25 protein-coding genes are annotated in these 21,410 nt (G+C 61.0%); 9 read left to right on the top strand and 16 right to left on the bottom strand.

Annotated features, from left to right (window positions below; genetic code table 11):
- Positions 1 to 130: 130 nt before the first annotated feature.
- The 3 genes from EFQ99_RS10645 to EFQ99_RS10635 all read right to left on the bottom strand — a co-directional run bounded on the left by EFQ99_RS10645 (position 131) and on the right by EFQ99_RS10635 (position 3,372).
- The gene (locus tag EFQ99_RS10645) at positions 131 to 1,456 is read right to left on the bottom strand and encodes a homoserine dehydrogenase (RefSeq protein WP_126921008.1); all 1,326 of its coding nucleotides are present in this window, start codon (positions 1,454 to 1,456) and stop codon (positions 131 to 133) included.
- A gap of 64 nt (positions 1,457 to 1,520) precedes the next feature.
- Entirely contained in the window at positions 1,521 to 2,738 is a 1,218-nt protein-coding gene (locus EFQ99_RS10640) for an LL-diaminopimelate aminotransferase (RefSeq protein ID WP_126921007.1), read from the bottom strand.
- Between the two features lie 220 nt (positions 2,739 to 2,958).
- Entirely contained in the window at positions 2,959 to 3,372 is a 414-nt protein-coding gene (locus tag EFQ99_RS10635) for a hypothetical protein (protein WP_126921006.1), read from the bottom strand.
- Positions 3,373 to 3,518: 146 nt separating this feature from the next.
- Here EFQ99_RS10635 and phaC point away from each other — a divergent pair, with 146 nt between their 5' ends.
- Positions 3,519 to 5,354, top strand: coding sequence for a class I poly(R)-hydroxyalkanoic acid synthase (gene phaC, locus EFQ99_RS10630; RefSeq protein ID WP_245441485.1), 1,836 nt, complete (start codon positions 3,519 to 3,521; stop codon positions 5,352 to 5,354).
- A 207-nt stretch (positions 5,355 to 5,561) separates the two neighbouring features.
- The gene (locus EFQ99_RS10625; RefSeq protein WP_126921005.1) at positions 5,562 to 6,905 is read left to right on the top strand and encodes a DUF2778 domain-containing protein; all 1,344 of its coding nucleotides are present in this window, start codon (positions 5,562 to 5,564) and stop codon (positions 6,903 to 6,905) included.
- A gap of 30 nt (positions 6,906 to 6,935) precedes the next feature.
- On the opposite strand, the gene EFQ99_RS10620 is transcribed toward EFQ99_RS10625, so the two are convergent.
- Positions 6,936 to 8,093 (bottom strand): pyridoxal phosphate-dependent aminotransferase, encoded by a 1,158-nt coding sequence (locus EFQ99_RS10620; RefSeq protein WP_126921004.1) that lies wholly within the window; start codon positions 8,091 to 8,093, stop codon positions 6,936 to 6,938.
- 205 nt (positions 8,094 to 8,298) lie between these two features.
- On the opposite strand from EFQ99_RS10620, the gene EFQ99_RS10615 reads away from it, so the two are divergent.
- The 5 genes from EFQ99_RS10615 (at position 8,299) to aat (ending at position 12,128) form a co-directional block, all read left to right on the top strand.
- Positions 8,299 to 9,057, top strand: a complete 759-nt coding sequence (locus EFQ99_RS10615; protein WP_126921003.1) for a DsbA family protein — start codon at positions 8,299 to 8,301, stop codon at positions 9,055 to 9,057.
- 160 nt (positions 9,058 to 9,217) lie between these two features.
- The gene (aroQ, locus tag EFQ99_RS10610; protein ID WP_126921002.1) at positions 9,218 to 9,655 is read left to right on the top strand and encodes a type II 3-dehydroquinate dehydratase; all 438 of its coding nucleotides are present in this window, start codon (positions 9,218 to 9,220) and stop codon (positions 9,653 to 9,655) included.
- A gap of 20 nt (positions 9,656 to 9,675) precedes the next feature.
- Positions 9,676 to 10,146, top strand: a complete 471-nt coding sequence (gene accB, locus EFQ99_RS10605; RefSeq protein WP_126921001.1) for an acetyl-CoA carboxylase biotin carboxyl carrier protein — start codon at positions 9,676 to 9,678, stop codon at positions 10,144 to 10,146.
- 4 nt (positions 10,147 to 10,150) lie between these two features.
- Positions 10,151 to 11,506 carry an acetyl-CoA carboxylase biotin carboxylase subunit gene (gene accC / locus EFQ99_RS10600; protein ID WP_208722743.1) on the top strand — a complete coding sequence of 452 codons (1,356 nt, stop codon included), beginning with the start codon at positions 10,151 to 10,153 and terminating at the stop codon, positions 11,504 to 11,506.
- Positions 11,507 to 11,513: 7 nt separating this feature from the next.
- Positions 11,514 to 12,128, top strand: coding sequence for a leucyl/phenylalanyl-tRNA--protein transferase (gene aat / locus EFQ99_RS10595; RefSeq protein ID WP_126921000.1), 615 nt, complete (start codon positions 11,514 to 11,516; stop codon positions 12,126 to 12,128).
- A 58-nt stretch (positions 12,129 to 12,186) separates the two neighbouring features.
- On the opposite strand, the gene EFQ99_RS10590 is transcribed toward aat, so the two are convergent.
- The 7 genes from EFQ99_RS10590 to gatB all read right to left on the bottom strand — a co-directional run bounded on the left by EFQ99_RS10590 (position 12,187) and on the right by gatB (position 17,170).
- Positions 12,187 to 13,209: a LuxR family transcriptional regulator gene (locus EFQ99_RS10590; RefSeq protein WP_126920999.1), complete on the bottom strand. Its 1,023-nt coding sequence runs from the start codon at positions 13,207 to 13,209 to the stop codon at positions 12,187 to 12,189.
- Between the two features lie 14 nt (positions 13,210 to 13,223).
- Positions 13,224 to 13,415 (bottom strand): hypothetical protein, encoded by a 192-nt coding sequence (locus EFQ99_RS10585; RefSeq protein ID WP_126920998.1) that lies wholly within the window; start codon positions 13,413 to 13,415, stop codon positions 13,224 to 13,226.
- A gap of 215 nt (positions 13,416 to 13,630) precedes the next feature.
- Complete coding sequence (locus EFQ99_RS10580) at positions 13,631 to 14,071, bottom strand: DUF2155 domain-containing protein (protein ID WP_126920997.1); 441 nt, start codon at positions 14,069 to 14,071, stop codon at positions 13,631 to 13,633.
- Between the two features lie 110 nt (positions 14,072 to 14,181).
- Positions 14,182 to 14,580 (bottom strand): NADH:ubiquinone oxidoreductase subunit NDUFA12, encoded by a 399-nt coding sequence (locus EFQ99_RS10575; RefSeq protein WP_126920996.1) that lies wholly within the window; start codon positions 14,578 to 14,580, stop codon positions 14,182 to 14,184.
- Between the two features lie 102 nt (positions 14,581 to 14,682).
- Positions 14,683 to 15,156, bottom strand: a complete 474-nt coding sequence (locus EFQ99_RS10570; protein ID WP_245441477.1) for a GNAT family N-acetyltransferase — start codon at positions 15,154 to 15,156, stop codon at positions 14,683 to 14,685.
- A gap of 4 nt (positions 15,157 to 15,160) precedes the next feature.
- Positions 15,161 to 15,664, bottom strand: a complete 504-nt coding sequence (locus EFQ99_RS10565; RefSeq protein WP_126920994.1) for a GNAT family N-acetyltransferase — start codon at positions 15,662 to 15,664, stop codon at positions 15,161 to 15,163.
- A 3-nt stretch (positions 15,665 to 15,667) separates the two neighbouring features.
- On the bottom strand, positions 15,668 to 17,170 hold the full coding sequence (gene gatB / locus EFQ99_RS10560; RefSeq protein WP_126920993.1) for an Asp-tRNA(Asn)/Glu-tRNA(Gln) amidotransferase subunit GatB: 1,503 nt from the start codon (positions 17,168 to 17,170) through the stop codon (positions 15,668 to 15,670).
- 147 nt (positions 17,171 to 17,317) lie between these two features.
- Between gatB and EFQ99_RS10555 the strand changes: the two genes are divergently transcribed.
- On the top strand, positions 17,318 to 17,629 hold the full coding sequence (locus tag EFQ99_RS10555) for a DUF1294 domain-containing protein (protein ID WP_126920992.1): 312 nt from the start codon (positions 17,318 to 17,320) through the stop codon (positions 17,627 to 17,629).
- 4 nt (positions 17,630 to 17,633) lie between these two features.
- On the opposite strand, the gene EFQ99_RS10550 is transcribed toward EFQ99_RS10555, so the two are convergent.
- On the bottom strand, positions 17,634 to 18,143 hold the full coding sequence (locus EFQ99_RS10550; RefSeq protein ID WP_126920991.1) for a GNAT family N-acetyltransferase: 510 nt from the start codon (positions 18,141 to 18,143) through the stop codon (positions 17,634 to 17,636).
- Between the two features lie 310 nt (positions 18,144 to 18,453).
- Between EFQ99_RS10550 and EFQ99_RS10545 the strand changes: the two genes are divergently transcribed.
- Complete coding sequence (locus EFQ99_RS10545) at positions 18,454 to 18,711, top strand: YjhX family toxin (RefSeq protein ID WP_126920990.1); 258 nt, start codon at positions 18,454 to 18,456, stop codon at positions 18,709 to 18,711.
- Positions 18,712 to 18,762: 51 nt separating this feature from the next.
- On the opposite strand, the gene EFQ99_RS10540 is transcribed toward EFQ99_RS10545, so the two are convergent.
- From EFQ99_RS10540 to gatC, 4 genes are read right to left on the bottom strand one after another with little or no spacing between them, the layout of a single operon-like run.
- Complete coding sequence (locus EFQ99_RS10540) at positions 18,763 to 19,038, bottom strand: hypothetical protein (protein ID WP_126920989.1); 276 nt, start codon at positions 19,036 to 19,038, stop codon at positions 18,763 to 18,765.
- Between the two features lie 23 nt (positions 19,039 to 19,061).
- The gene (locus EFQ99_RS10535) at positions 19,062 to 19,559 is read right to left on the bottom strand and encodes a GNAT family N-acetyltransferase (RefSeq protein ID WP_126920988.1); all 498 of its coding nucleotides are present in this window, start codon (positions 19,557 to 19,559) and stop codon (positions 19,062 to 19,064) included.
- Positions 19,550 to 21,031: an Asp-tRNA(Asn)/Glu-tRNA(Gln) amidotransferase subunit GatA gene (gatA, locus tag EFQ99_RS10530; RefSeq protein WP_126920987.1), complete on the bottom strand. Its 1,482-nt coding sequence runs from the start codon at positions 21,029 to 21,031 to the stop codon at positions 19,550 to 19,552. The genes EFQ99_RS10535 and gatA overlap by 10 nt, the downstream gene beginning before the upstream one ends.
- A 58-nt stretch (positions 21,032 to 21,089) precedes the next feature.
- Positions 21,090 to 21,377 carry an Asp-tRNA(Asn)/Glu-tRNA(Gln) amidotransferase subunit GatC gene (gene gatC, locus EFQ99_RS10525; RefSeq protein WP_126920986.1) on the bottom strand — a complete coding sequence of 96 codons (288 nt, stop codon included), beginning with the start codon at positions 21,375 to 21,377 and terminating at the stop codon, positions 21,090 to 21,092.
- Between the last annotated feature and the right edge of the window lie 33 nt (positions 21,378 to 21,410).

The following is a 21,410-nucleotide window of genomic DNA, read 5'->3' as shown; positions in this document are numbered from 1 at the left end:
TCCGGTTTTATTTATATCAATATTTTCGCATCTGTTAATATAGGCTTCCGTAGGGGAAGGTTAAACAGATAACAAAAAAACCGCCCTGCCAGAGACAGGGCGGCATCCGTGCCGTTTCGGAATAGAGGGGTTAGCCTTCCTCTTTCGGCCGCTCAATGCGAATGACCTGCGGCTCGCCGAAGAGATAACCCTCCGACTTGATCGAGGCGACAGCCTTGCGCACCGACTCTTCCATCGTCGCGTGGGTGACGAGAATGATCGTCTGATGGTGCGAGGGCGCCAGATGCTGCTTGGAACGCTGCACGATCGATTCCAGCGAGATGTGATTTTCAGCCATGCGGGTTGCGACGCTTGCAAAGACGCCGGTGCGGTCGAGCACGGTGAGACGGATGAAATAGCCACCCTCGTGGCTCTGCATTTGTGCCTTGCGGTAGGGCTCCAGCGCCGCTGCGGGATGGCCGAGCACAGGCACGCGCTGGGCGCCCGGCTGGCTCTTGGCGATATCGGCGATATCGCCGAGCACCGAGGAAGCGGTGGCATTTCCGCCGGCGCCGGGGCCAACCATCAGCAGTTCGCCGAGCACGTCGGATTCGATCGCCACCGCGTTGGTGACGCCGTCGACCTGTGCAATGACCGAATCGACCGGCACCATGGTCGGGTGCACACGCTGCTCGATGCCGGTATCGGTGCGCTGGGCGACACCGAGCAGCTTGATGCGATAACCGAGCTCGGCGGCAGCGTGGATATCCTCGATCGAGATGTTGGTGATGCCTTCGAGATAGATATCGTCAGCCGCAATGCGGTTGCCGAAGGCGAGCGTCGTCAGGATGGCGAGCTTATGGGCCGTGTCATTGCCCTCGATGTCGAAGGCGGGATCAGCCTCGGCATAACCCAGCCGCTGCGCTTCCTTGAGACATTCGGCGAAGGAAAGCCCTTCCTTCTCCATCTTGGTCAGGATGTAATTGCAGGTGCCGTTCATGATGCCGTAGATGCGCGAGACGGCATTGCCCGTCAGCGATTCCCGCAGCGCCTTGATGACGGGGATGCCGCCGGCGACCGCCGCTTCGAAGTTTAGGAGCGAGCCCTTCTCCTCCGCGATCGTCGCAAGTTCTACGCCGTGATAGGCAAGCAGCGCCTTGTTGGCTGTCACTACATGGAGACCACGCTGGAGTGCGGTGCGCACAGAAACGTTGGCAGCCCCTTCGGCCCCACCCATCAGCTCGACGAAGACGTCGATATCACCTTTTTCGGCAAGATCTTCCGGCCGGTCGAACCAGGTGACGCCGGAAAGATCGACACCTCGGTCTCGCGTTTTGTCGCGCGCAGAGACGGCCGTGATAATGATCGGACGCCCGCAGGTGACGGCAAGCTCGTTGCTTTTCTGCTGAATGATACGGACGAGCGAAGCGCCAACGGTGCCCAAGCCCGCAATGCCGATTTTGAGGGCATCTGCCATGGATCGATCCTGAAATGTCTGGTGAGAGACAGCCGCAAATCTGCGGCTGTCTTCGAGGTTGGAATTAACGGTGGGCGTTGAGCGAGATGACGTTGTGCATCGTCTCGTCGGCCGTCGACATGAACTTCTTGATGTTGCGCGCGGCCTGGCGGATGCGGTGTTCGTTCTCCACAAGCGCCAGACGGACGTAGTCGTCGCCCATTTCGCCGAAGCCGATGCCCGGGGCAACGGCGACGTCGGCCTTCTCGACCAGCAGCTTGGAAAACTCAAGCGAACCGAGATGACGGAACTTTTCCGGGATCTTCGCCCAGGCGAACATGGTGGCAGCCGGCGGCGGCACCTCGAAGCCGGCCTTGCCGAAGCTCTCGACCATGACGTCGCGGCGACGCTTATAGACGTTGCGGACTTCCGCAATGTCGGAGCCGTCGCCGTTCAGAGCGTGGGTCGCGGCCACCTGGATCGGCGTGAAGGCGCCGTAGTCGAGATAGGACTTCACACGCGTCAGGGCGGCGATCAGCCGCTCGTTGCCGACGGCAAAGCCCATGCGCCAGCCGGGCATGGAGAAAGTCTTCGACATCGAGGTGAACTCGACAGTCACATCCATTGCGCCAGGCACTTCGAGAACCGACGGCGGCGGAGCGCCGTCGAAGTAGATTTCCGAATAGGCGAGATCCGAAAGCACGATGATGTCGTGCTTCTTGGCGAAGGCGATGACGTCCTTGTAGAAATCGAGCGTCGCGACAAAGGCCGTCGGGTTCGAGGGGTAGTTGAGGATCAGCGCTAGGGGTTTCGGGATCGAATGGCGGACCGCGCGTTCAAGCGGTGGGAAAAAGCTCTCGTCCGGTTCCACCGACATCGAGCGGATCACGCCGCCGGCCATCAGGAAGCCGAAGGCGTGGATCGGATAGGTGGGGTTCGGGCAGAGGATCACGTCGCCGGGCGCAGTGATCGCCTGCGCCATGTTGGCAAAGCCTTCCTTGGAGCCCAAGGTGGCGACCACCTGCGTATCCGGGTTCAGCTTGACGCCGAAACGGCGGGCATAGTAGGCGGCCTGGGCGCGGCGCAGCCCGGGAATACCCTTGGATGAGGAATAACGGTGGGTGCGCGGATCCTGCACGACCTCGCACAGCTTGTCGACGATCGACTGGGGAGTGGGAAGGTCAGGGTTTCCCATGCCGAGATCGATGATATCGGCGCCGCCCGCTCGCGCGCTTGCTTTCAAACGGTTGACCTGTTCGAAAACATAAGGCGGCAAACGCCGGACTTTGTGAAACTCTTCCATTTCATTCCCCATGGAAAGGCGGCTTTCGGGCCGCAGTCGAAGTTCGTTCCGTCTCCCGGCGGCTGCGACACGAACTTCAGAATCGCAACGCCGTATTCATCAGACCCAAGCCACACGGCAAATCTTTGACGGAAAGGCCACGCAACGCGCATTATTGGGAAAATTGCATCTTCCGATCCATCCGGAAGGCTTTGCGTCCAAATTGCCTGAAAGGCAAGGTTTATTTGGAGATTTCGGAGAGCGTATCAGCGCCGTGCTCGGCGGCAAGGCGGCGCATTTCGGCGACCTTGGCCTGGTATTCGGCTTCCGAGATCGTGCCGGCCTTTCGCTGGGCGGCAAGCGCGGTCAGTTGGTGCTGCAGTTCGGCCGCCTGTTCGTCACTCATCTGAACATTGGCCGCCGTCAGCGGCGCACCGAAATTCGGATAGCCGTCCGGATACTTCGCAAGGCCGCCTTCGACCGACTCGCCTTTGGTGGCGGGCATGACGACGGCAGTCGGCGCCGCTCGCTTGGCGGCGGCTGCGGCCTTCTGTTCCGCCGTAAGATTGCAGCCGGCAAGGGCCATCGCCGCCGCGGCGCAGATCAATGCGGTGCGGTTGAAGGTTGCGATGCGCCGAATGCCGTTCTTCGTCATGCCTCAAAATCCAGTTCTGACTGCGTCGACTGTTAAATTTGTCGCCGCCACAAAGCAATAGCACGAGCCGATGCGGGTGGAACTTGTTTTCTCGTTCGGTCACGATGTACAACGAATGGATAAAAAGAGTGCTGCCGCCGGAGGAAATGGTGACCGACAGCAAGCAGGAGAATGGCGGCAAGGCCGGTTTCGACGCGACCGATCTCGATCCTTATCTGTTGAAGGATCCCGAGGCCATGACGATGAATTTCGCCCGGGCGCTCGAAAATCTCGGGAAAGCCGCCTCGGCCTGGCTTGCGCCACGCGAACGCGGCGAGATCGCCGACAGTGTCGTCGATCCAATGACCGATATGGTCAAGACGCTCTCCAAGGTTACCGAATACTGGATCGCCGATCCGCGCCGCACCTTCGAGGCGCAAACGGAGCTGATGTCCTCGTTTTTCGGAATTTGGATGCGCTCGATGCAGCGCATGCAGGGCGAGCCGACGCCTGCCGAACCGGATACCCGCAAAGACAAGCGCTTTTCGGACGAAGACTGGCAGAAGAATCCGTTCTTCGATTTTCTGCGCCAGGTCTATTTCGTCACATCCGACTGGGCGGAGAAGCTGGTGTCGGAGACCGACGGGCTCGACGAGCATACCAAGCACAAGGCCGGCTTCTATGTGAAGCAGATCACGGCAGCTCTTTCGCCAAGCAATTTCGTCGCCACCAATCCGCAGCTCTACCGCGAGACGATCGCAACCAGCGGCGAAAACCTGGTGCGCGGCATGAAGATGCTGGCCGAAGACATCGCCGCTGGAAAGGGCGATCTTCGCCTGCGCCAGACCGACATGACGAAATTCGCCGTCGGCCGCGACATGGCGCTGACGCCTGGAAAGGTGATCGCCCAGAACGATATCTGCCAGATCCTCCAGTACGAAGCTTCGACCGAAACGGTGCTGAAGCGGCCGCTGCTGATCTGCCCGCCGTGGATCAACAAGTTCTATATTCTCGACCTCAACCCGCAGAAATCCTTCATCAAATGGTGCGTCGACCAGGGGCAGACGGTCTTCGTCATTTCCTGGGTCAACCCGGATGCGCGTCATGCCGGGAAGGACTGGGCGGCCTATGCCCGCGAGGGCATCGATTTTGCGCTTGCAACGATCGAGAAGGCGACCGGCGAGAAGGAAGTCAACGCTGTAGGCTACTGCGTCGGCGGAACGCTGCTGGCGGCAACATTGGCGCTGCACGCGAAAGAAAAAAACAAGCGGATCAAGACCGCGACGCTCTTCACCACCCAGGTCGATTTCACCCATGCCGGCGATCTCAAGGTCTTTGTCGACGAGGAGCAGCTTACAGCGCTCGAGGAGCATATGCAGGCGGTCGGCTATCTCGACGGTTCGAAAATGTCGATGGCCTTCAACATGCTGCGCGCTTCCGAACTGATCTGGCCTTATTTCGTCAACAGCTACCTCAAGGGCCAGGAGCCCCTGCCCTTCGACCTCTTGTTCTGGAACGCTGATTCGACCCGGATGGCGGCGGCAAACCACGCCTTCTACCTGCGCAACTGCTATCTCCGGAATGCGCTGACGCGAAACGAGATGATCCTCGACGGCAAGTCCGTATCGCTGAAGGACGTGAAGATCCCGATCTACAATCTCGCCACCCGCGAGGATCATATCGCACCTGCCAAATCCGTTTTCCTCGGCAGCCAGTTCTTCGGCGGCAAGGTGGAATTCGTCGTCACCGGTTCGGGACATATCGCCGGCGTCGTCAACCCGCCCGACAAGAAGAAGTATCAATACTGGACAGGCGGCCCGGCCAAAGGCGAATACGAGGACTGGATCGAACAGGCGAGCGAGACACCGGGATCGTGGTGGCCGCACTGGCAGGTGTGGATCGAAACGCATGACAGCAGGCGCGTGCCGGCGCGCAAACCCGGCGGCGACGCACTCAATGCGATCGAGGAAGCGCCGGGAAGTTATGTGATGGAACGCACCTAAGAAGGCCCAAAGCATCTCTTTTTGAGACGTCGAGAAAAACAGCGACACCGCGTAAACAAATTAGAAACCATAATTCGTCATCCTTGCGAGACAGTCGGAAGTCGCATTTGGTCCAAATTCGGCCCATTTGCGCCTTTACCGGCCCCGGCGAAGTTTAGTCAGTCAGTGCCGCCGGCCTGCGTAGCGAGTTTGAAAGACGAGTGTAGTATGGCGTTAGCGGTAGGGACGTTCGATGACGTCACCCCTCTTGGCGGGTCTGCTTTGCGTTCGCGCAGATCTCGCGGCTTTCTCTGCGGTGTCGTCGGCGCCGGATTTCTGACCTCCACATGGCTGATCGCGACCTTCGCGACGATGCACTCGATCACCGCACCCGTGTCGCCTTCGGACGGCTTTGCGCAGGTCGCATCGACGAAGCTCAAGCCGACGACGAAGCATGAACGGCTGATCCATATCAGCAAGGCTGACCGGCTGGCCGCCTTCGACGCCAAGCCGGTCGTCGCCCTGACGGCAGACCTCATCCATTCGCATGCGAAAAAAACCAACGCTGCGGCAATGGCGTCGCTGGCGCTTGCAAAGAGCAATCGACTGGTGACGCCCACCGAGCCGGTGATCACCGTTGCCGCGGCTGCACCTTCCGAAACCGCGAAATTCGCCAAGGACGATATCGTCAAGCCCTCTGCCGAGGTTGCTCTGGTCGAGACGGACGAGGAAAACCAAGACCGCATTATCATTCCCTCCAAGGAGGCGGTCGCGGCCGTCCAACTCCCTGGCTTGCTGGCGCTCGCCGATGCCGGACCGCAACAGATCGCTCCGGAACCGGTCGAGCCGACCGCCTCCACGGTCAAAACGGTTTCGGCGCCTGCAGAAAAATCGGCGCCCGTGGTCGTTGCAGAGGCTGAAGAGCAACAGCCCTTCGATCTCGTTCTGGCGCCGGACGCTGATTCGGTGCCGCTGCCGATGGCGCGGCCTGACGGCCTGGTCGGCAAGCCTGCTCCAGCTTCGAAGGGGGAACAGCGCCCGGCCGAGCCAGTCCTCGCCTATGCGAAGCCGAACTCGCCGATCGAGGATGACCAGGATGACGCCGTGCCGCGCTACGACAAGCCGGTCTTCTCGCCGAAGCTGCGCGCAGGTGTCGCGATCTACGACATCGAGAACAGCACCGTCTATCTGCCGAACGGCGAACGGCTGGAAGCTCACTCCGGTCTCGGCAAGATGCGCGACAATCCGCGCTATGTGAGCCAGAAGATGCGCGGACCGACGCCACCGCACACATATGTCCTCACTATGCGCGAGAGCCTTTTCCATGGCGTCGCGGCGATCCGGCTGACGCCGGTCGAGGGCGCGGACGCGATCTATGACCGTGTCGGCCTGCTTGCCCATACCTACATGCTCGGCAAGAACGGCGACTCCAACGGCTGCGTATCCTTCAAGGACTACAAGCGCTTCCTCGCAGCTTACAGGCGCGGTGACATCAAGCAGCTCGTTGTGGTGCCGCGGCTGAACGGCAAACCGGCTTCGACGCTCGCCTCGCTGTTTTCGTCGCGAAGCTGAGCGACGGGCGGGCAAGCCGCCGCTTGCCCCCTACTTCAACCAGACGGCTATTCGCTCCACCGCCTCGGCGATCTCTGTTTGCGAACCCGCATAGGACAGACGCAAAGTTCGATGCCCCTCCAGCGGATCGAAGTCCAGGCCTGGTGTTGCCGCGACGTTGATTTCCGCAAGCATCCGTTTGGCAAAACCCATGCTGTCATTGGTGAAGCGCGAAACATCGACATAGGCGTAGAAGGCACCATCCATCGGTGAAGCGGGCGCAAGGCCGATCTTGGGCAGTCGGTCGAGCAGCAGCTCGCGATTTGCGGCATAACTTGCCTTGACGCGATCCAGCTCTTGGCCTGCCCCGAGAGCGGCGGCTGCTGCGATCTGGGAGAGTTCGGGCGGCGAGATATAGAGACTCTGCGCCACACGCTCGATCGGCCGGACCAGGCATTCCGGCAGCACCATCCAGCCAATTCGCCAGCCAGTCATGCAGTAATATTTGGAGAAGGAGTTGATGACAATCGCTTCATCGGTCAGCTCCAGCGCGCTCGCCTCCTCGCCGGCGAAGGTCAGTCCGTGGTAGATCTCATCCGAGATGAAGGCGATGGATTGGGCCGCACAATAATCCGCAAGCGCCTTCAGCCCATCGCGGCCGGTCACCGTGCCCGTGGGGTTGGCGGGGCTGGCGAGCAGCACACCTTTCAGCCTCACGCCGCTTTCCTTCTGCACCGCCTCCAGGCTTTCCGGCGTCAAGGTAAAATGGGTCTCGGCCGTCACCGGCACTTCGAGAACCTTCAAACCCAGCGCGCCGAGGATATTGCGGTAGGCGGGATAGCCGGGCCTTGCGATCGCCACCGCATCGCCGGCATCGAAAAGCGTCAGGAAGGCGAGATTGAAAGCCGCCGAGGAACCCGTCGTGACGGCGATGCGCGCCGGATCGATCTCCAGGCCGTGCCGGTCCTTGTAATGCGTGGCAATCGCCGATTTCAGCCGCACTGTCCCCAGCGCATCGGTATAGCCGATCCGGCCCTCGGCGAGCGCGCCGCGCGCTGCCTCGAGGGCAGCCTGAGGTGCAGGGTGCGAGGGCTGGCCGACAGCCATAGAGATAACAGGATGGCCAGCCGCACGCCGTTTCGTCGCCTCCGCCAGGACATCCATGGCATGAAAAGGCTCGACTTCGCTGCGTTTCGATATGGAAAACAAGATCTCTTCTCGCTTGGCTTCTGAATGACGGCCCGACAATTGCCGCAATAATCGGCTCATCACAATCCCGCGAGGGTCGCGCTGGGATGAAAAATCCTGTTTGAGGAGAAGAGAACGCGCCGTACCTTGACGCGAAGCATTCAAGTCCATTAACCCGGCGACGTCTCGACACCGAGACGATCATACCGCCGATGACGAGGATATCATGGCATTCATCCCGAAAACCTTCACCGCTCTGGCGCTTGCCGCATCAATCGCTCTTCCGCTTCCGGCTGCGGCGCTCGACGATCAGCAAAAGAAGGAGTTCGGCGAGTTCATCAAGCAGTATCTGATCGAGAACCCCGAGATCATGCTCGACGTCCAGGATGCCCTGCAGAAGAAGCAGGAAGCCCAGCGGCTGGTGAAAGCCAATATGGCGATCGAGGAAAACAGCGGCAACATCTTCGAGTCGAAGGATGACGTGACGCTCGGCAATCCCAAGGGCGATGTGACGGTTGTCGAATTCTTCGATTATAACTGCACCTACTGCCGGCATGCGCTTCCCGACATGCAGGCGATGCTGAAGAAGGACAAGAACGTCCGCTTCGTCCTCAAGGAATTCCCGATCCTGGGACCGGATTCGGTCGCTGCCCATAAGGTGGCCGACGCTTTCCGCAGGCTGGCACCCGAGAAGTATGCCGATTTCCATATCGCTCTTCTCAGCAGCGAAGGCCGCGCCTCGGAAGAAAGCGCGATCGCGGTAGCAAGCTCTCTCGGCGTCAAGGAAGACAAGCTTCGCGCCGAAATGGCCAAGAGCCCGAATGACGGAATCGTTCAGGCGACATACCAGCTTGCCTCCAGTCTCGGCATCAGCGGCACGCCCTCTTATGTGATCGGGAACGAATTGGTGCCGGGCGCCGTCGGGTTCGACGAGCTCGAAGCCAAGGTCAAGAACATGCGCAGCTGCGGTAAGACCGCCTGCTAAGCCGCCGGCGGTCAACCGGGCCGCTCATCAATTCGCCAAAATCGAAGCGTTTCAGCCATGTGGACAAATGTGGCGCGATTCCCGCCGGCCATCCGTAAGGGCTTTCATTCAGCCCTCGCGGAGTCTATAGGTTGCCGTCGTGCATTTTACGGAACATTCGATGACGCAAACAATTTTCGTCCTGAACGGCCCCAACCTGAACATGCTGGGCAAGCGAGAGCCTGGCATTTATGGCGGCAAGACGCTCAAGGACATCGAGGCGGACTGCAAGGCGGCCGGCCGCGAACTCGGTTTCGATATGGATTTCCGCCAGAGCAACCACGAAGGCACGCTTGTGGACTGGTTCCACGAGGCGGACGAAAAGGCCGTCGGCGTTGCCATCAATGCGGGCGCCTATACGCATACTTCGGTCGCGCTGCATGATGCGATCCGCGCTATATCAATTCCCGTCATCGAGCTCCACATATCCAACGTGCATGCACGGGAAGAATTCCGCCACAAGTCGATGATCGCGCCGGCGTGCAAGGGCGTGATCTGCGGCTTCGGGCCTCACAGCTACATCCTGGCGCTCCACGCGCTGAAAAACATCACGGCATAAGAAGAAGACAGGGCAACACCATGGCTGAAAAGAAATCGGGTATCGATCAGGCACTGATCCGCGATCTCGCCAACATTCTCAACGAGACGGATCTGACGGAGATCGAGGTCGAGCAGGACGATCTGCGCATTCGCGTTTCGCGCGCCGGCGCGACGCAATACGTCCAGGCACCGATCGCAGCGCCGGCCTTTGCCGCGCCCGCCGCCGCACCAACAGCAGCCGCTGCCGCCCCGGCCGCAACTCCCAGCCGCAACCCCGCAAATGTCGTCAATGCGCCGATGGTCGGCACCGTCTATATGGCCCCGGCTCCGGGCGCCCGTGCCTTCATCGAGATCGGCGCGACCGTCAAGGAAGGCCAGACGCTGCTCATCATCGAAGCGATGAAGACGATGAACCAGATCCCCTCGCCGAAGTCAGGCAAGGTAACCGAGATCCTCGTCGATGACGGGCATCCCGTCGAATACGGCCAAGCCCTCGTCGTCGTCGAGTAGACCGATGCCCATGATTTCAAAAATCCTCATCGCCAATCGCGGGGAAATCGCCCTTCGCGTGCTCCGGGCCTGCAAAGAGCTCGGCATCGCCTGCGTCGTGGTTCATTCCACCGCCGACGCCGACGCCATGCATGTGCGCCTTGCCGACGAAAGCGTGTGCATCGGCCCGCCCTCCTCGCGCGAGAGCTATCTCAACATTCACCAGATCGTCGCCGCCTGCGAGATCACCGGCGCCGACGCCGTGCATCCGGGCTACGGCTTTCTGTCCGAGAATGCCAAGTTCGCCGATATTCTCGAAGCCCACGGCATCACCTTCATCGGGCCGACGGCAGATCATATCCGCATCATGGGCGACAAGATCACCGCCAAGACGACAGCCCTGGAGCTCGGCATTCCCGTCGTTCCCGGTTCGGACGGCGAAGTGAAGACCGAAGAGGACGCACTGAAGACGGCCGCCGAAATCGGCTATCCCGTGCTGATTAAGGCAACGGCCGGTGGCGGTGGTCGCGGCATGAAGGTCGCCAAGAGCGAGGATGACCTGATCGAGGCCTGGTCGACGGCACGCACGGAAGCAGCAGCCGCCTTCGGCAACGATGCCGTCTACATGGAAAAATACCTTGGCAAGCCGCGCCACATCGAAATTCAGGTGTTCGGCGACGGCGAAGGCAACGCCATCCATCTCGGCGAGCGCGACTGCTCGCTGCAGCGCCGCCACCAGAAGGTCTGGGAAGAGGCGAATTCGCCGGCGCTCAATGTCGAGCAGCGCATGAAGATCGGCCAGGTCTGCGCCGACGCCATGAAGAAGCTGAAATATCGCGGCGCCGGCACGATCGAATTCCTCTACGAGAACGGCGAGTTCTATTTCATCGAAATGAACACCCGCCTGCAGGTGGAGCATCCGATCACGGAGGCGATCACCGGCATCGACCTGGTGCACGAGCAGATCCGCGTCGCCTCCGGCGGCGGTCTCTCGGTGACGCAGGACGAAGTGCACTTTTCCGGTCACGCCATCGAGTGCCGCATCAATGCCGAGCACCCGCGCACTTTCGTGCCCTCGCCCGGCACGATCACGCATTTCCATGCGCCGGGCGGCCTCGGTGTGCGCATCGATTCCGGCGCCTATCAGGGCTACAAGATCCCGCCCTATTACGACAGCCTCATCGGCAAGCTGATCGTGCACGGCCGCACCCGCGTCGAATGCATGATGCGCCTGCGCAGGGCGCTCGATGAATTCGTCGTCGACGGCATCAACACGACGCTGCCGCTGTTCCAGGATCTCGTCTCCAACCAGGATATCGCCAACGGCGACTACGACATCCACTGGCTGGAACACCACCTCGCCAACACGCCGGCGGCATAGGACAGGAATGGCAGGATCGCGCAGGAAGTCACCAGGCATTACCCCTGACATTCTCCTGCGCGCCTATTCCATCGGCCTCTTCCCGATGGCCGAATCTGCCGACGACCCGGAGATCTTCTGGGTCGAACCGGAATTGCGCGGCGTGCTGCCGCTCGATCATTTCCACGTGTCGAAGCGCCTTGCCAAGACGGTGCGCAGACAGCCATTCGAAATCCGCTTCGATCACGCCTTCGATGCTGTGATCGCGGCCTGCGCGGAAGAGACATTCGGGCGCCCAAGCACCTGGATCAACACGACGATCCGATCGCTCTATTCGACACTGTTCGATATGGGCCATGCCCACACCGTCGAGGCCTGGGACGGCGATGAACTGGTCGGCGGGCTCTACGGTGTTTCGCTCGGCTCCGCCTTCTTCGGCGAAAGCATGTTTTCGCGCCGGACGGACGCCTCGAAGATCTGCCTCGTGCATCTGGTCGACCGGCTACGGGAAAAGGGATTCACCCTGCTCGACACCCAGTTCACCACCGAACACCTGAAGACATTCGGCGCGATCGACGTTCCGAAAGCCGATTATGCCGAGATACTGGCAGCGGCAATGGAATCGCCGCACCTTAAGTTTTAAGCTCCAAAAGATCCCGCATCGACGGTTAGCCGGGTGCCGTAGCGTCCGGCGGTCGAGTTTATTTGTTTGGAGCCCCGGCGCTCAAAAGCGCCCGGACCAATGCCGCCTGGCTGCGAACGCCTGTTTTGTCGAAGATGCGCTGCAACTGGGTGCGCAACGTGTTGACACTGACCCCAAGCTGGTCGGAGGCGGCTGCGAGGTCGTGGCCATCGACGATCAGGCGCGCAAGCCGGGTCTGCGCCGGCGACAGGCTGAAGATCTCCCGCGCGCTCGCAATCCGGCGCACCACCGTCTCGGCGTCGTCGAAGGAAACCAGCGTCTTGCCATCCTCGGGCAGAACCCAGCAGTAGAGCGGGATCCCCGCCTCGTCCTCGCCGAGCGTCACCGACCACGCCTGCTTCGGCGCGATGTTCAAAGGCCTCTGACCCTGCAGCTCATGGAATGCCAGACGCATCGCCTCGCGCAGCGCGACGTCGCGATCACGCCGCCGGGCGCGCAAGCGGCCGGCAGCAGCGACGAGCCCCGGATGGCCGCGCATCCGTTCCCGCGCCAGCCGGTTTGTCCAGAGGATTCTGGCATCCGCATCGACCTCGATCAGCGGGCAGCTCGCCTCCTCGACACTGCTCTCCAGCATCACCATACAGCTGATCTTCCAGGCGCCGTCGATCCGGTGAAGTATCCGCAGTTGGCGCTTGCGATCCTCGCCGGTGTCACTGCCGATCTGATCGAAGGTCATCCAGGCCATATTACCGTCGACGACGATGTTGACCTTTTCCCAGCGGACGCGCCCATCGAAAGCGTATTTCTCGGGGAAGCGCTCCACGATCTTCTTGATCCGCGCCGCGATCGGGTCCCAGCCTTCGTCCACCCGGACGCCCAGCGACGCGAAGGCTTCCATCCTCCGGGTCTGCGGCGACTGCACCCAGTGGCTCGCCAGCGCCTCGAAGTCCCGCTGCAGCCATGCCTCGGTTTCGGCACGGATCACCGCCATGATCGACGCCCGGTCAGCCTCGCTGTCGTCCATCTCGCTGTCCCCCGTGACAAGGGGTCCCAGCATAGCATGATCGGTCTGTCTGACCATGACGGCGCCTCGCCTCATGCCTTGATGACACCAGCCAGAAGCAGCGTCAGGCCGGCGGTCGTTGTGATCAGGCCGACTAGCCGAAGCCCAAGGCGCGGCGGAAGGATGATCTGGTTTCGGTAGTATCGGTCCTCGGCCGCGGCGTTCATCCGTGTGGGGCGGCGACGGTTCGACATGTGTGCGGCGATGAGACTCTGAATATCCATCTGATGCCTCCTGGTTCGGGGCTTCATCTGAAAAGATTGTCGCACGCATCCGAGCCGTACCCTGTCATGCAGGCGGACGACATCGGTTCAGAAGATCGCGCTTGCCGCTGAATTTCCGCTTCGCATGAAGACGAGGAAATCGAAGACGTCATTGCGATCGTCACGAAGCACGTGCAGTTCGATAGGGGAATGGCCTGGCGCGTTGGCGAGACGTGTTAGCGGGCTGGCGCCTTGGCGCTGTCCGGCGCGGGGACGTCCGAGCTCGTCTTGCAGTCTTTCAGCCAGACGTCGTAGATCGGGTGTTCAACGGCATTGAGGCCGGGGCTGGCGGCAAACATCCAGCCGGTGAAGATGCGGCGGATCTTGCGGTCGAGGGTAATCTCGTCGACCTCGACGAAGCCGTCGATTTTCTGCGCTTCCGACTGGTCGCGCGAATAGCAGGCCTTCGGTGTCACCTGCAATGCGCCGAACTGTACCGTTTCGTTGACATAGACGTCGAAGGTCGTGATCCGGCCGGTGATCTTGTCGAGGCCGGAGAAGACGGCAACCGGATTTTCGATGCGGGCGGCATTTGCCGCGACCGCCGGAAGCAAAACCGAGAGCGCCAGCAGCGATCCGGCGGCACGCAGGACCGTGTTCCGCGTGAAGAGCTTCATGTACCCGTCTCCAGAATTTTCAAATAAGGCCGCGGTCAAGCACGGCCAACCTGCGGGTAAAGGTCAATTGTGGCCAAAAGCCGGGCTTGGGATCACCCGGTCAAGCCGTCTCAGTTGCCCGGCGTCCAGGCGTCGTAATCGCCGGTGACGCGCGGCCGCTCGCCCGGAACGGCGATCGAGCCCGGCGGACGGTACGCCTGCGGAGAACCGGTGAGGTTGGGACGGTGCAACTTCTGCCATTCCTTGGCAGTGTAGTTTTCCTTGGACGGAGGAACATCCGTGCGATGATGCATCCAGCCATGCCAGCCCGGAGGAATGGCTGAGGCTTCGGCATATCCCTTGTAGATCACCCAGCGCTTCGGCAGGCCGTAAGAAGACATGCCGCCTTCGTAATAGACGTTGCCGAATTCATCCTCTCCGACGCGCTTGCCGAAACGCCAGGTCGCAAAACGCGTGCCCATCGTCTGACCGTTCCACCAGGTGAAGGTTTGAACCAGAAGATTCCACATGTCTTTTCCTTGTGCCCGCCAGATGCGGACCAAACCAAATTCGTTTCCTCGCTTATGCCGTCGCCCAGCCGAATTGTCCAGCGATTCCGCGAGAGCCAAAGGTCATTTCAAAGCCATCTTGAAGCCCACATGCGACGGCTTGAATCCCAGCCTTTGATAGAAACGATGGGCGTCCTTGCGTAGCGCATTCGAGGTCAGTTGAACCAGCCGCACGCCGCGGCCTTTTGCCTCGGCAATGGCAAATTCGATCATCAGCGCGCCGATCCCCTGCCCGCGCATATCGGCCCGGGTCTGCACCGCTTCGACGATCATCGCCGAAGAGCCGCGGCCGGTCAGCGAGGTCGTTATCATCGTCTGAAACGTGCCGACGACTTCGCCGCCGCGCTCAGCAACATAAAGCGTCTGGTCGGGCGAAGCCTCGATGACGGCGAAGGCCCTAACATAATCCGGAAAAGCCTGGCGATCCGTCGTATCGCCATGACCGCCAAGCGCATCGGCGGCAAACAGCGCGACGAGTGCCGGCAGATCGTCTTCACGTGCCCGGCGAACGAGAATATCCGACGATCCGAGCGTCACTGTCTCAACGCCCTTCGAGCGGTTTTTCGAAAATAAGCGCCGGAATGCCGGATTGCCCCGCTGCGCCATTCTCGTTGCGCCCAACCTCGGCGAAGCCGTGCGCGCGGTAAAAGGCAATCGCGCCCGCATTCCGCGGTTCGACTTCGAGACGCATGATCTCCGCATCCGGGAAGCAGGTTTCGAGCTCGGCGAAAATATCCCGGCCGATGCCCTGGCGTTGCAGCGCCGGGCTGACATAGAGGAGATGCAACATCACGGTTTTCGTCAGCGCCTGCGACATCGCCGCATAGCCCATGCCGCCGATGTTGCGGCCATCGTCGGCGACGAGGAATTCCGCATCCTTACGCACCAAGCGCGCTTTCAGCGCCGCCGGCGTAAAGAGATGGGCGATCAGCTCGTCCACCCTGGCTTTGCCGTGGAGGCCGTCATAGGTGGCGTGGAAGCTCTCCGCCAGCAGGGCGCGAACCTTCTCAAGGTCGCGCTCGCCGGCGGTGCGGACGAAATACACCGCTTATTCCTCGATGCCGAGCTTCGCCTTGACGAGCGCCTGGACGGCCTGCGGATTGGCCTTGCCCCCGGTCGCCTTCATCACCTGGCCGACGAACCACGCCGCCATGGTCGGCTTCGCTTTGACCTTTTCGACCTGATCGGGATTGGCGGCAATGATCTCGTCCACGGCCTTTTCGATCGCGCCGGTATCCGTCACCTGCTTCATGCCGCGCAATTCAACGATCTCGGCCGGATCGCCGCCCTCGGTCAGCACGATCTCGAAAAGATCCTTGGCGATCTTGCCGGAGATCGTTCCCGCCTTGATGAGATCGATGATGGCGCCGAGCTGGGCCGGGGAAACCGACGTCTGCTCGATGTCCTTGCCGGTGCGGTTCAACGCGCCGAGCAGATCGTTGATCACCCAGTTTGCCGCGATCTTGCCGTCGCGGCCGGCGGCCACTGCCTCGAAATAGTCGGCGATCGCCTTTTCGGAGACGAGCACGGAGGCATCGTAGATCGATAGCCCGAGCTCGCGCACGAAGCGTTCCTTTTTGTCGTCGGGCAATTCCGGCAGATCGGCTTCGAGCGCCGTGACGAAAGCATCGTCGAATTCGAGCGGCAGCAGATCCGGATCGGGGAAGTAACGATAGTCGTGCGCATCCTCCTTCGACCGCATGGATTCCGTTCTGCCCGTGTTCGGGTCATAGAGCCGCGTCTCCTGATCGATCTTGCCGCCATCCTCCAAAATGTCGATCTGGCGACGGGCCTCGGATTCGATCGCCTGGCCGATGAAGCGGATGGAGTTGACGTTCTTGATCTCGCAGCGCGTGCCGAAACCCTCGCCCGGGCGGCGAACGGAGACGTTGACGTCGGCGCGCATCGAGCCTTCGTCCATGTTGCCGTCGCAGGTGCCGAGATAGCGCACGATCGCACGCAGCTTGGTCATAAAGGCCTTGGCTTCGTCGGACGAGCGCATGTCGGGCTTGGAGACGATCTCCATCAGCGCAACGCCGGATCGGTTGAGGTCGACATAGGACATGGTCGCATGCTGGTCGTGCATCGACTTGCCGGCATCCTGTTCCAGGTGCAGGCGCTCGATGCCGATCTCGATATCCTCGAACTGGCCCTGGCGGTCCGGCCCGAGCGAAATGACGATCTTGCCCTCGCCGACGATCGGATCCTTGAACTGCGAGATCTGATAGCCCTGCGGCAGGTCGGGATAGAAATAGTTTTTGCGGTCGAACAGCGAGCGCTTGTTGATCTGGGCTTTGAGGCCGAGACCGGTACGCACGGCCTGCTTGACGCATTCCTCGTTGATGACGGGCAGCATGCCGGGCATGGCGGCGTCGACGAGCGAGACGTTCGAGTTCTGCGGCTTGCCGAATTCAGTCGAGGCGCCGGAGAAGAGCTTCGAATTGGAGAGCACCTGGGCATGGACTTCCATGCCGACGATGACTTCCCAGTCGCCGGTGGCGCCAGGAATGAAGCGTTTCGGATCGGGCGTGCGGACGTCGACAAGGGTCATCTGATGCTCTTTGCAGGCTGTTCTTTTCCACTCGTGAGGTAAAGGAAATGGCGTACCGGTGCAAGGCTTTCGCCATGTCGCACGTCGCGGTTTGATGACGACGACGACATTTGCCGCCCGTTAACGGAGGCGCGGTAGGGTTCCCCTATGACGATGATCGATATCATCCAATCAACCATCCTGTTTCTGGCGCTGAACCTCCTCGCCTTCTCGGTCTATTACCTCGACAAGCAGGCGGCGCGCCGAGGCAGATGGCGCATCAGCGAGCGCACGCTTTTGACCCTTGCGCTGATCGGCGGCAGCCTCGGCGCGGTGGCGGCGCAGCAACTCCTGCGGCACAAGACGAGAAAGGAGCCGTTCCGGTCCATCCTGGTGGCGATCCTGATCTTGCACGGCGCACTGGCTGCTGTGCTGGCCTTTGCGCCGCAATGGAGCCTGCGTCTTCCGCAGGATTTTTGAGCCGTCAGAATTCCTGCCCGTATCCCCCGTCGCCGTCGGAAACGAGCTGTTTCGTCAGCCCGACCGAGGGCACGTCGCGATCGAGCTTGGGATTGTAGGCGACCGAGAGCCAGTGGATGCTGTAGCCGTGCTTCCGGAAGAAGCCGATCGCCTCGTTATTGCCGGAATGGGTCTGCATCGCCGCTTTTTCGAAGCCCTGCTCGGCAATTTCCCTTTCGATGCGCTCGAGAAGGGCCGAACCCAACCCCTGGCGGGTAAAGGCGGGATCGATCCAGAAATCCGAGATGGTTTCGTCCAATCCCTCGCGCGCCGCCCAGCCTGCAACCTGGCCGTTCTGCTCGACGACGGTGATGGTCAGCCAGTCGTTTTCCACGAAGTTGCGAAAGGCGTTGCGCGCCGCGTCGATCATCGCGTCCGATTCGCCGATCGACGCCATCGCATTTTGCCAGGCCCGCAGCCCGATCTCGCTCAGCAGTTCCGCTTCCCCGTCGCGGGCATTGCGAATGTGGATCAAAGACACCTCCGCGTTACCCCTCAACTAGACCATTGAGTCGCGAAATTTACCAGTACCCGCAACGGGGCGATGTATCGAAACCACGGTTTTGGACTGATTTTGAGCTGAGAACACGCTCTTGACCGGCTTTTCCTGGCTGCATAATAAAGCTTATCGAGGTGTTTTATGTTGAGCCTGCCTGAGACCCGGTAAAGGCCCTGCCCGCAAGTTTTTTTGCGCGCATGGGCCCGAAAAAACGAAGCCCTGACGTTCGAATGAGCGTCAGATCGTTTTTGTGCGCCCTGCCGGGCGCGATACCGGATCTCACTATATGGACATTTCACGCACGGAGCAGCGCATCCTGCACCTCATGGCCCAAGGCGGCCGCATCGAACTCACCCGCGACGACAACAGGAAAATCGAGGCCGTCAGTTGCTTCACCCGCGACGGCTGGCTCTATCCCGGCGTCGACCTCGATCTCTTCCGTAGATTGAAGCGGCTGAGGGCGATCAAATCCTCGGGCGGCCAACCTTATCGGATCACCGAAAGAGGGCTGAGGCTGGTCAGGTCGCAGTTGGACAACAGGTAATCACCAGCCCCCTAATCACGCGCCGGCATCGGCGCGTGGTTAGGGTCCACTTCAAGCCTTTGCAGACAATTCCGCCCGCATCGCCGACCACTCATCGGCCATCGCGCCCGTGCCGCGCGCCTTGCCGGCGCGGCGATACCAGTAATCGGCGTTCCAGTCGTCGCCCTCGATGCGATGACAGAGAGCGTGACCCCAGTCGAACGGCTGCTCGCCTTCGTGGCGCTGGCAGATATCGTGAACCGCCTGCCATTCCGCATCCATGGCAAAACCACCGGTAGCAAGGCGATCGATTGCCTCGATCAGCCGCATGAGATCATCGCCCGCCATAAGACCCTCCCCGGTTCCTGACATCACTCAACCAAGCGCTTCTCCAGATGCACCTTTTGCAGCGGGACACCCATGCTCTTTGAAAATTCGATACCGTGCCAGATGATTGTGAAGCCGCAATTCTCGTAGAGCCGGACAGCGCCGCTGTTCTTCGCATGCGTGTCGAGCCGCGCCGTTTCCAGGCCTTCAGCCTTCATCAAAGCGCAGAGATGAAGCAGAAGCGCCTTGCCTACGCCCCTGCCCTGATGATCGGGGTGCACCCACAAATCAGAAATATAGTTTGGTGCATTCTCCCGTGCACCCCAGCCAACGATTTTCCCGCTCAGCTCCGCGACGAAGATCTCGCCTTTCGTCTCACCCGGAAAAATCGCGAATTCCCGCCGCACCCGGTCGATGACATCAGGATCGCGATAGCTGTCCTCGAAGGCGCTTCCCGCGGCCCAGGCGGCAAAGCCGACGGCGCCGACCGTTTCGTGATCGGCAGCCGTTATCTTTCGGATCGTTAGATCCGTTACCACCACTTCGCCGGCGTAAACCTGCCGGCGGCCTGCTCGATGACATGGGCGGTCTTGAACAGGGTTTCCTCGTCGAAGGGCTTGCCGATCAGCTGCAGCCCCAGTGGCAGGCCCTTCTGGTCGAGACCGGCGGGCACGGCGATACCGGGCAGGCCCGCCATGTTGACCGTTACCGTGAAAATGTCGTTCAGGTACATCTTCACCGGATCGGCGGCGAGGTCCTCATCGGCGACACCGAAGGCAGACGATGGCGTGGCCGGCGTCAGGATGGCGTCGACGCCAGCGTCAAAGGCAAGTTCGAAATCGCGCTTGATCAGCGTGCGGACCTTCTGGGCGCGGATGTAATAGGCGTCGTAGTAGCCGGCGGACAGCACATAGGTGCCGATCATGATGCGGCGCTTGACTTCCTGGCCGAAGCCTGCGGCACGCGTCTTCTCATACATGTCGACGATATCCTTGCCGTCGACGCGCAGGCCGTAGCGCACGCCGTCGTAACGTGCGAGGTTCGATGACGCCTCGGCCGGAGCAACGATGTAATAGGCCGGAAGAGCATATTTGGTGTGTGGCAGCGAGATGTCGACGATCTCGGCGCCGGCATCCTTCAGCCAGGCGATGCCCTGGCGCCAGAGGGTCTCGATCTCCTCAGGCATGCCATCGACGCGGTATTCGTTCGGAATGCCGATCTTCATGCCCTTCAGCGACTGGCCGAGGACGGCCTCGTAATCCGGTACCGGCAGATCGACAGAGGTCGTGTCCTTTGCATCGACACTTGCCATCGATTTCAGGAGGATGGCGGCATCGCGGACGTCGCGGGCGATCGGGCCGGCCTGGTCGAGCGAGGAAGCGAAGGCGACGGTGCCCCAACGCGAGCAGCGGCCATAGGTCGGCTTGATGCCGACCGTGCCGGTGAAGGCGGCCGGCTGGCGGATCGAGCCGCCGGTATCGGTTGCGGTGGCGCCGGCGCAAAGATGCGCAGCAACGGCTGCGGCCGAGCCGCCGGAGGAGCCGCCTGGGACGAGCTGCTGGTTGGAGCCGCCGGCCCGCCAGGGGTTGATCACCGGACCGTAATAGGAGGTCTCGTTGGACGAACCCATGGCGAACTCGTCCATGTTGAGCTTGCCAAGCATGACGGCGCCGTCGTCCCAGAGGTTCTGGGTCACAGTCGATTCATAACGCGGCTCGAAACCATCGAGAATGTGGCTGCAGGCCTGGGTGTGCACGCCGACAGTGGCGAAAAGGTCCTTGATGCCGAGCGGAATACCCTCGAGATCACCGGCCTTTCCGGCAGCGATGCGCTCGTCGGAATTCTTGGCCATGACGCGGGCGAGATCCGGCGTGACCTTTATATAAGCGTTCAGCCGGCCATTGGCCGCATCGATCGCCGAGATATAGGCTTCGGTCAGTTCGATTGCGGTGATTTCCTTGGCACGCAGCTTCTGGCGGGCTTCGGCAATGGTCAGGCTGGTAAGTTCGCTCATCGTGTTTTCGCTTCAGATCTTTAAATGGCAACAGGGTCGGAAAGAGGCCTTCGAAGCCTTATTCGACGACTTTCGGCACCAGGAAGAAATTGTGGTCGGTGACGGGCGCATTGGCGACAACGTCATCAGCCTTGTTGCCGTCGGTGACCTCATCGGTCCGCTTCTTCATCGCCATCGGGGTGACCGATGTCATCGCCTCGACGCCATCGACATTCACTTCGGAGAGCTGCTCGACGAAACCAAGGATGCCGTTCAGCTCACCGACCATGCGATTTGCCTCGTCCTCGGAGACGGCAATACGGGCGAGTTTGGCGACGCGCTTTACGGTGGCGAGATCGACGGACATGGCATTCTCCGGATGGGATTTTTCCTACCCGCT

Source organism: Rhizobium vallis (genome assembly GCF_003985155.1).
In the GTDB taxonomy this organism is placed as follows: Bacteria; Pseudomonadota; Alphaproteobacteria; order Rhizobiales; family Rhizobiaceae; genus Rhizobium; species Rhizobium vallis.
The sequence above is the reverse complement of the archived record's forward strand: the minus strand, read 5'-3'. Positions and strand labels throughout refer to the sequence as shown.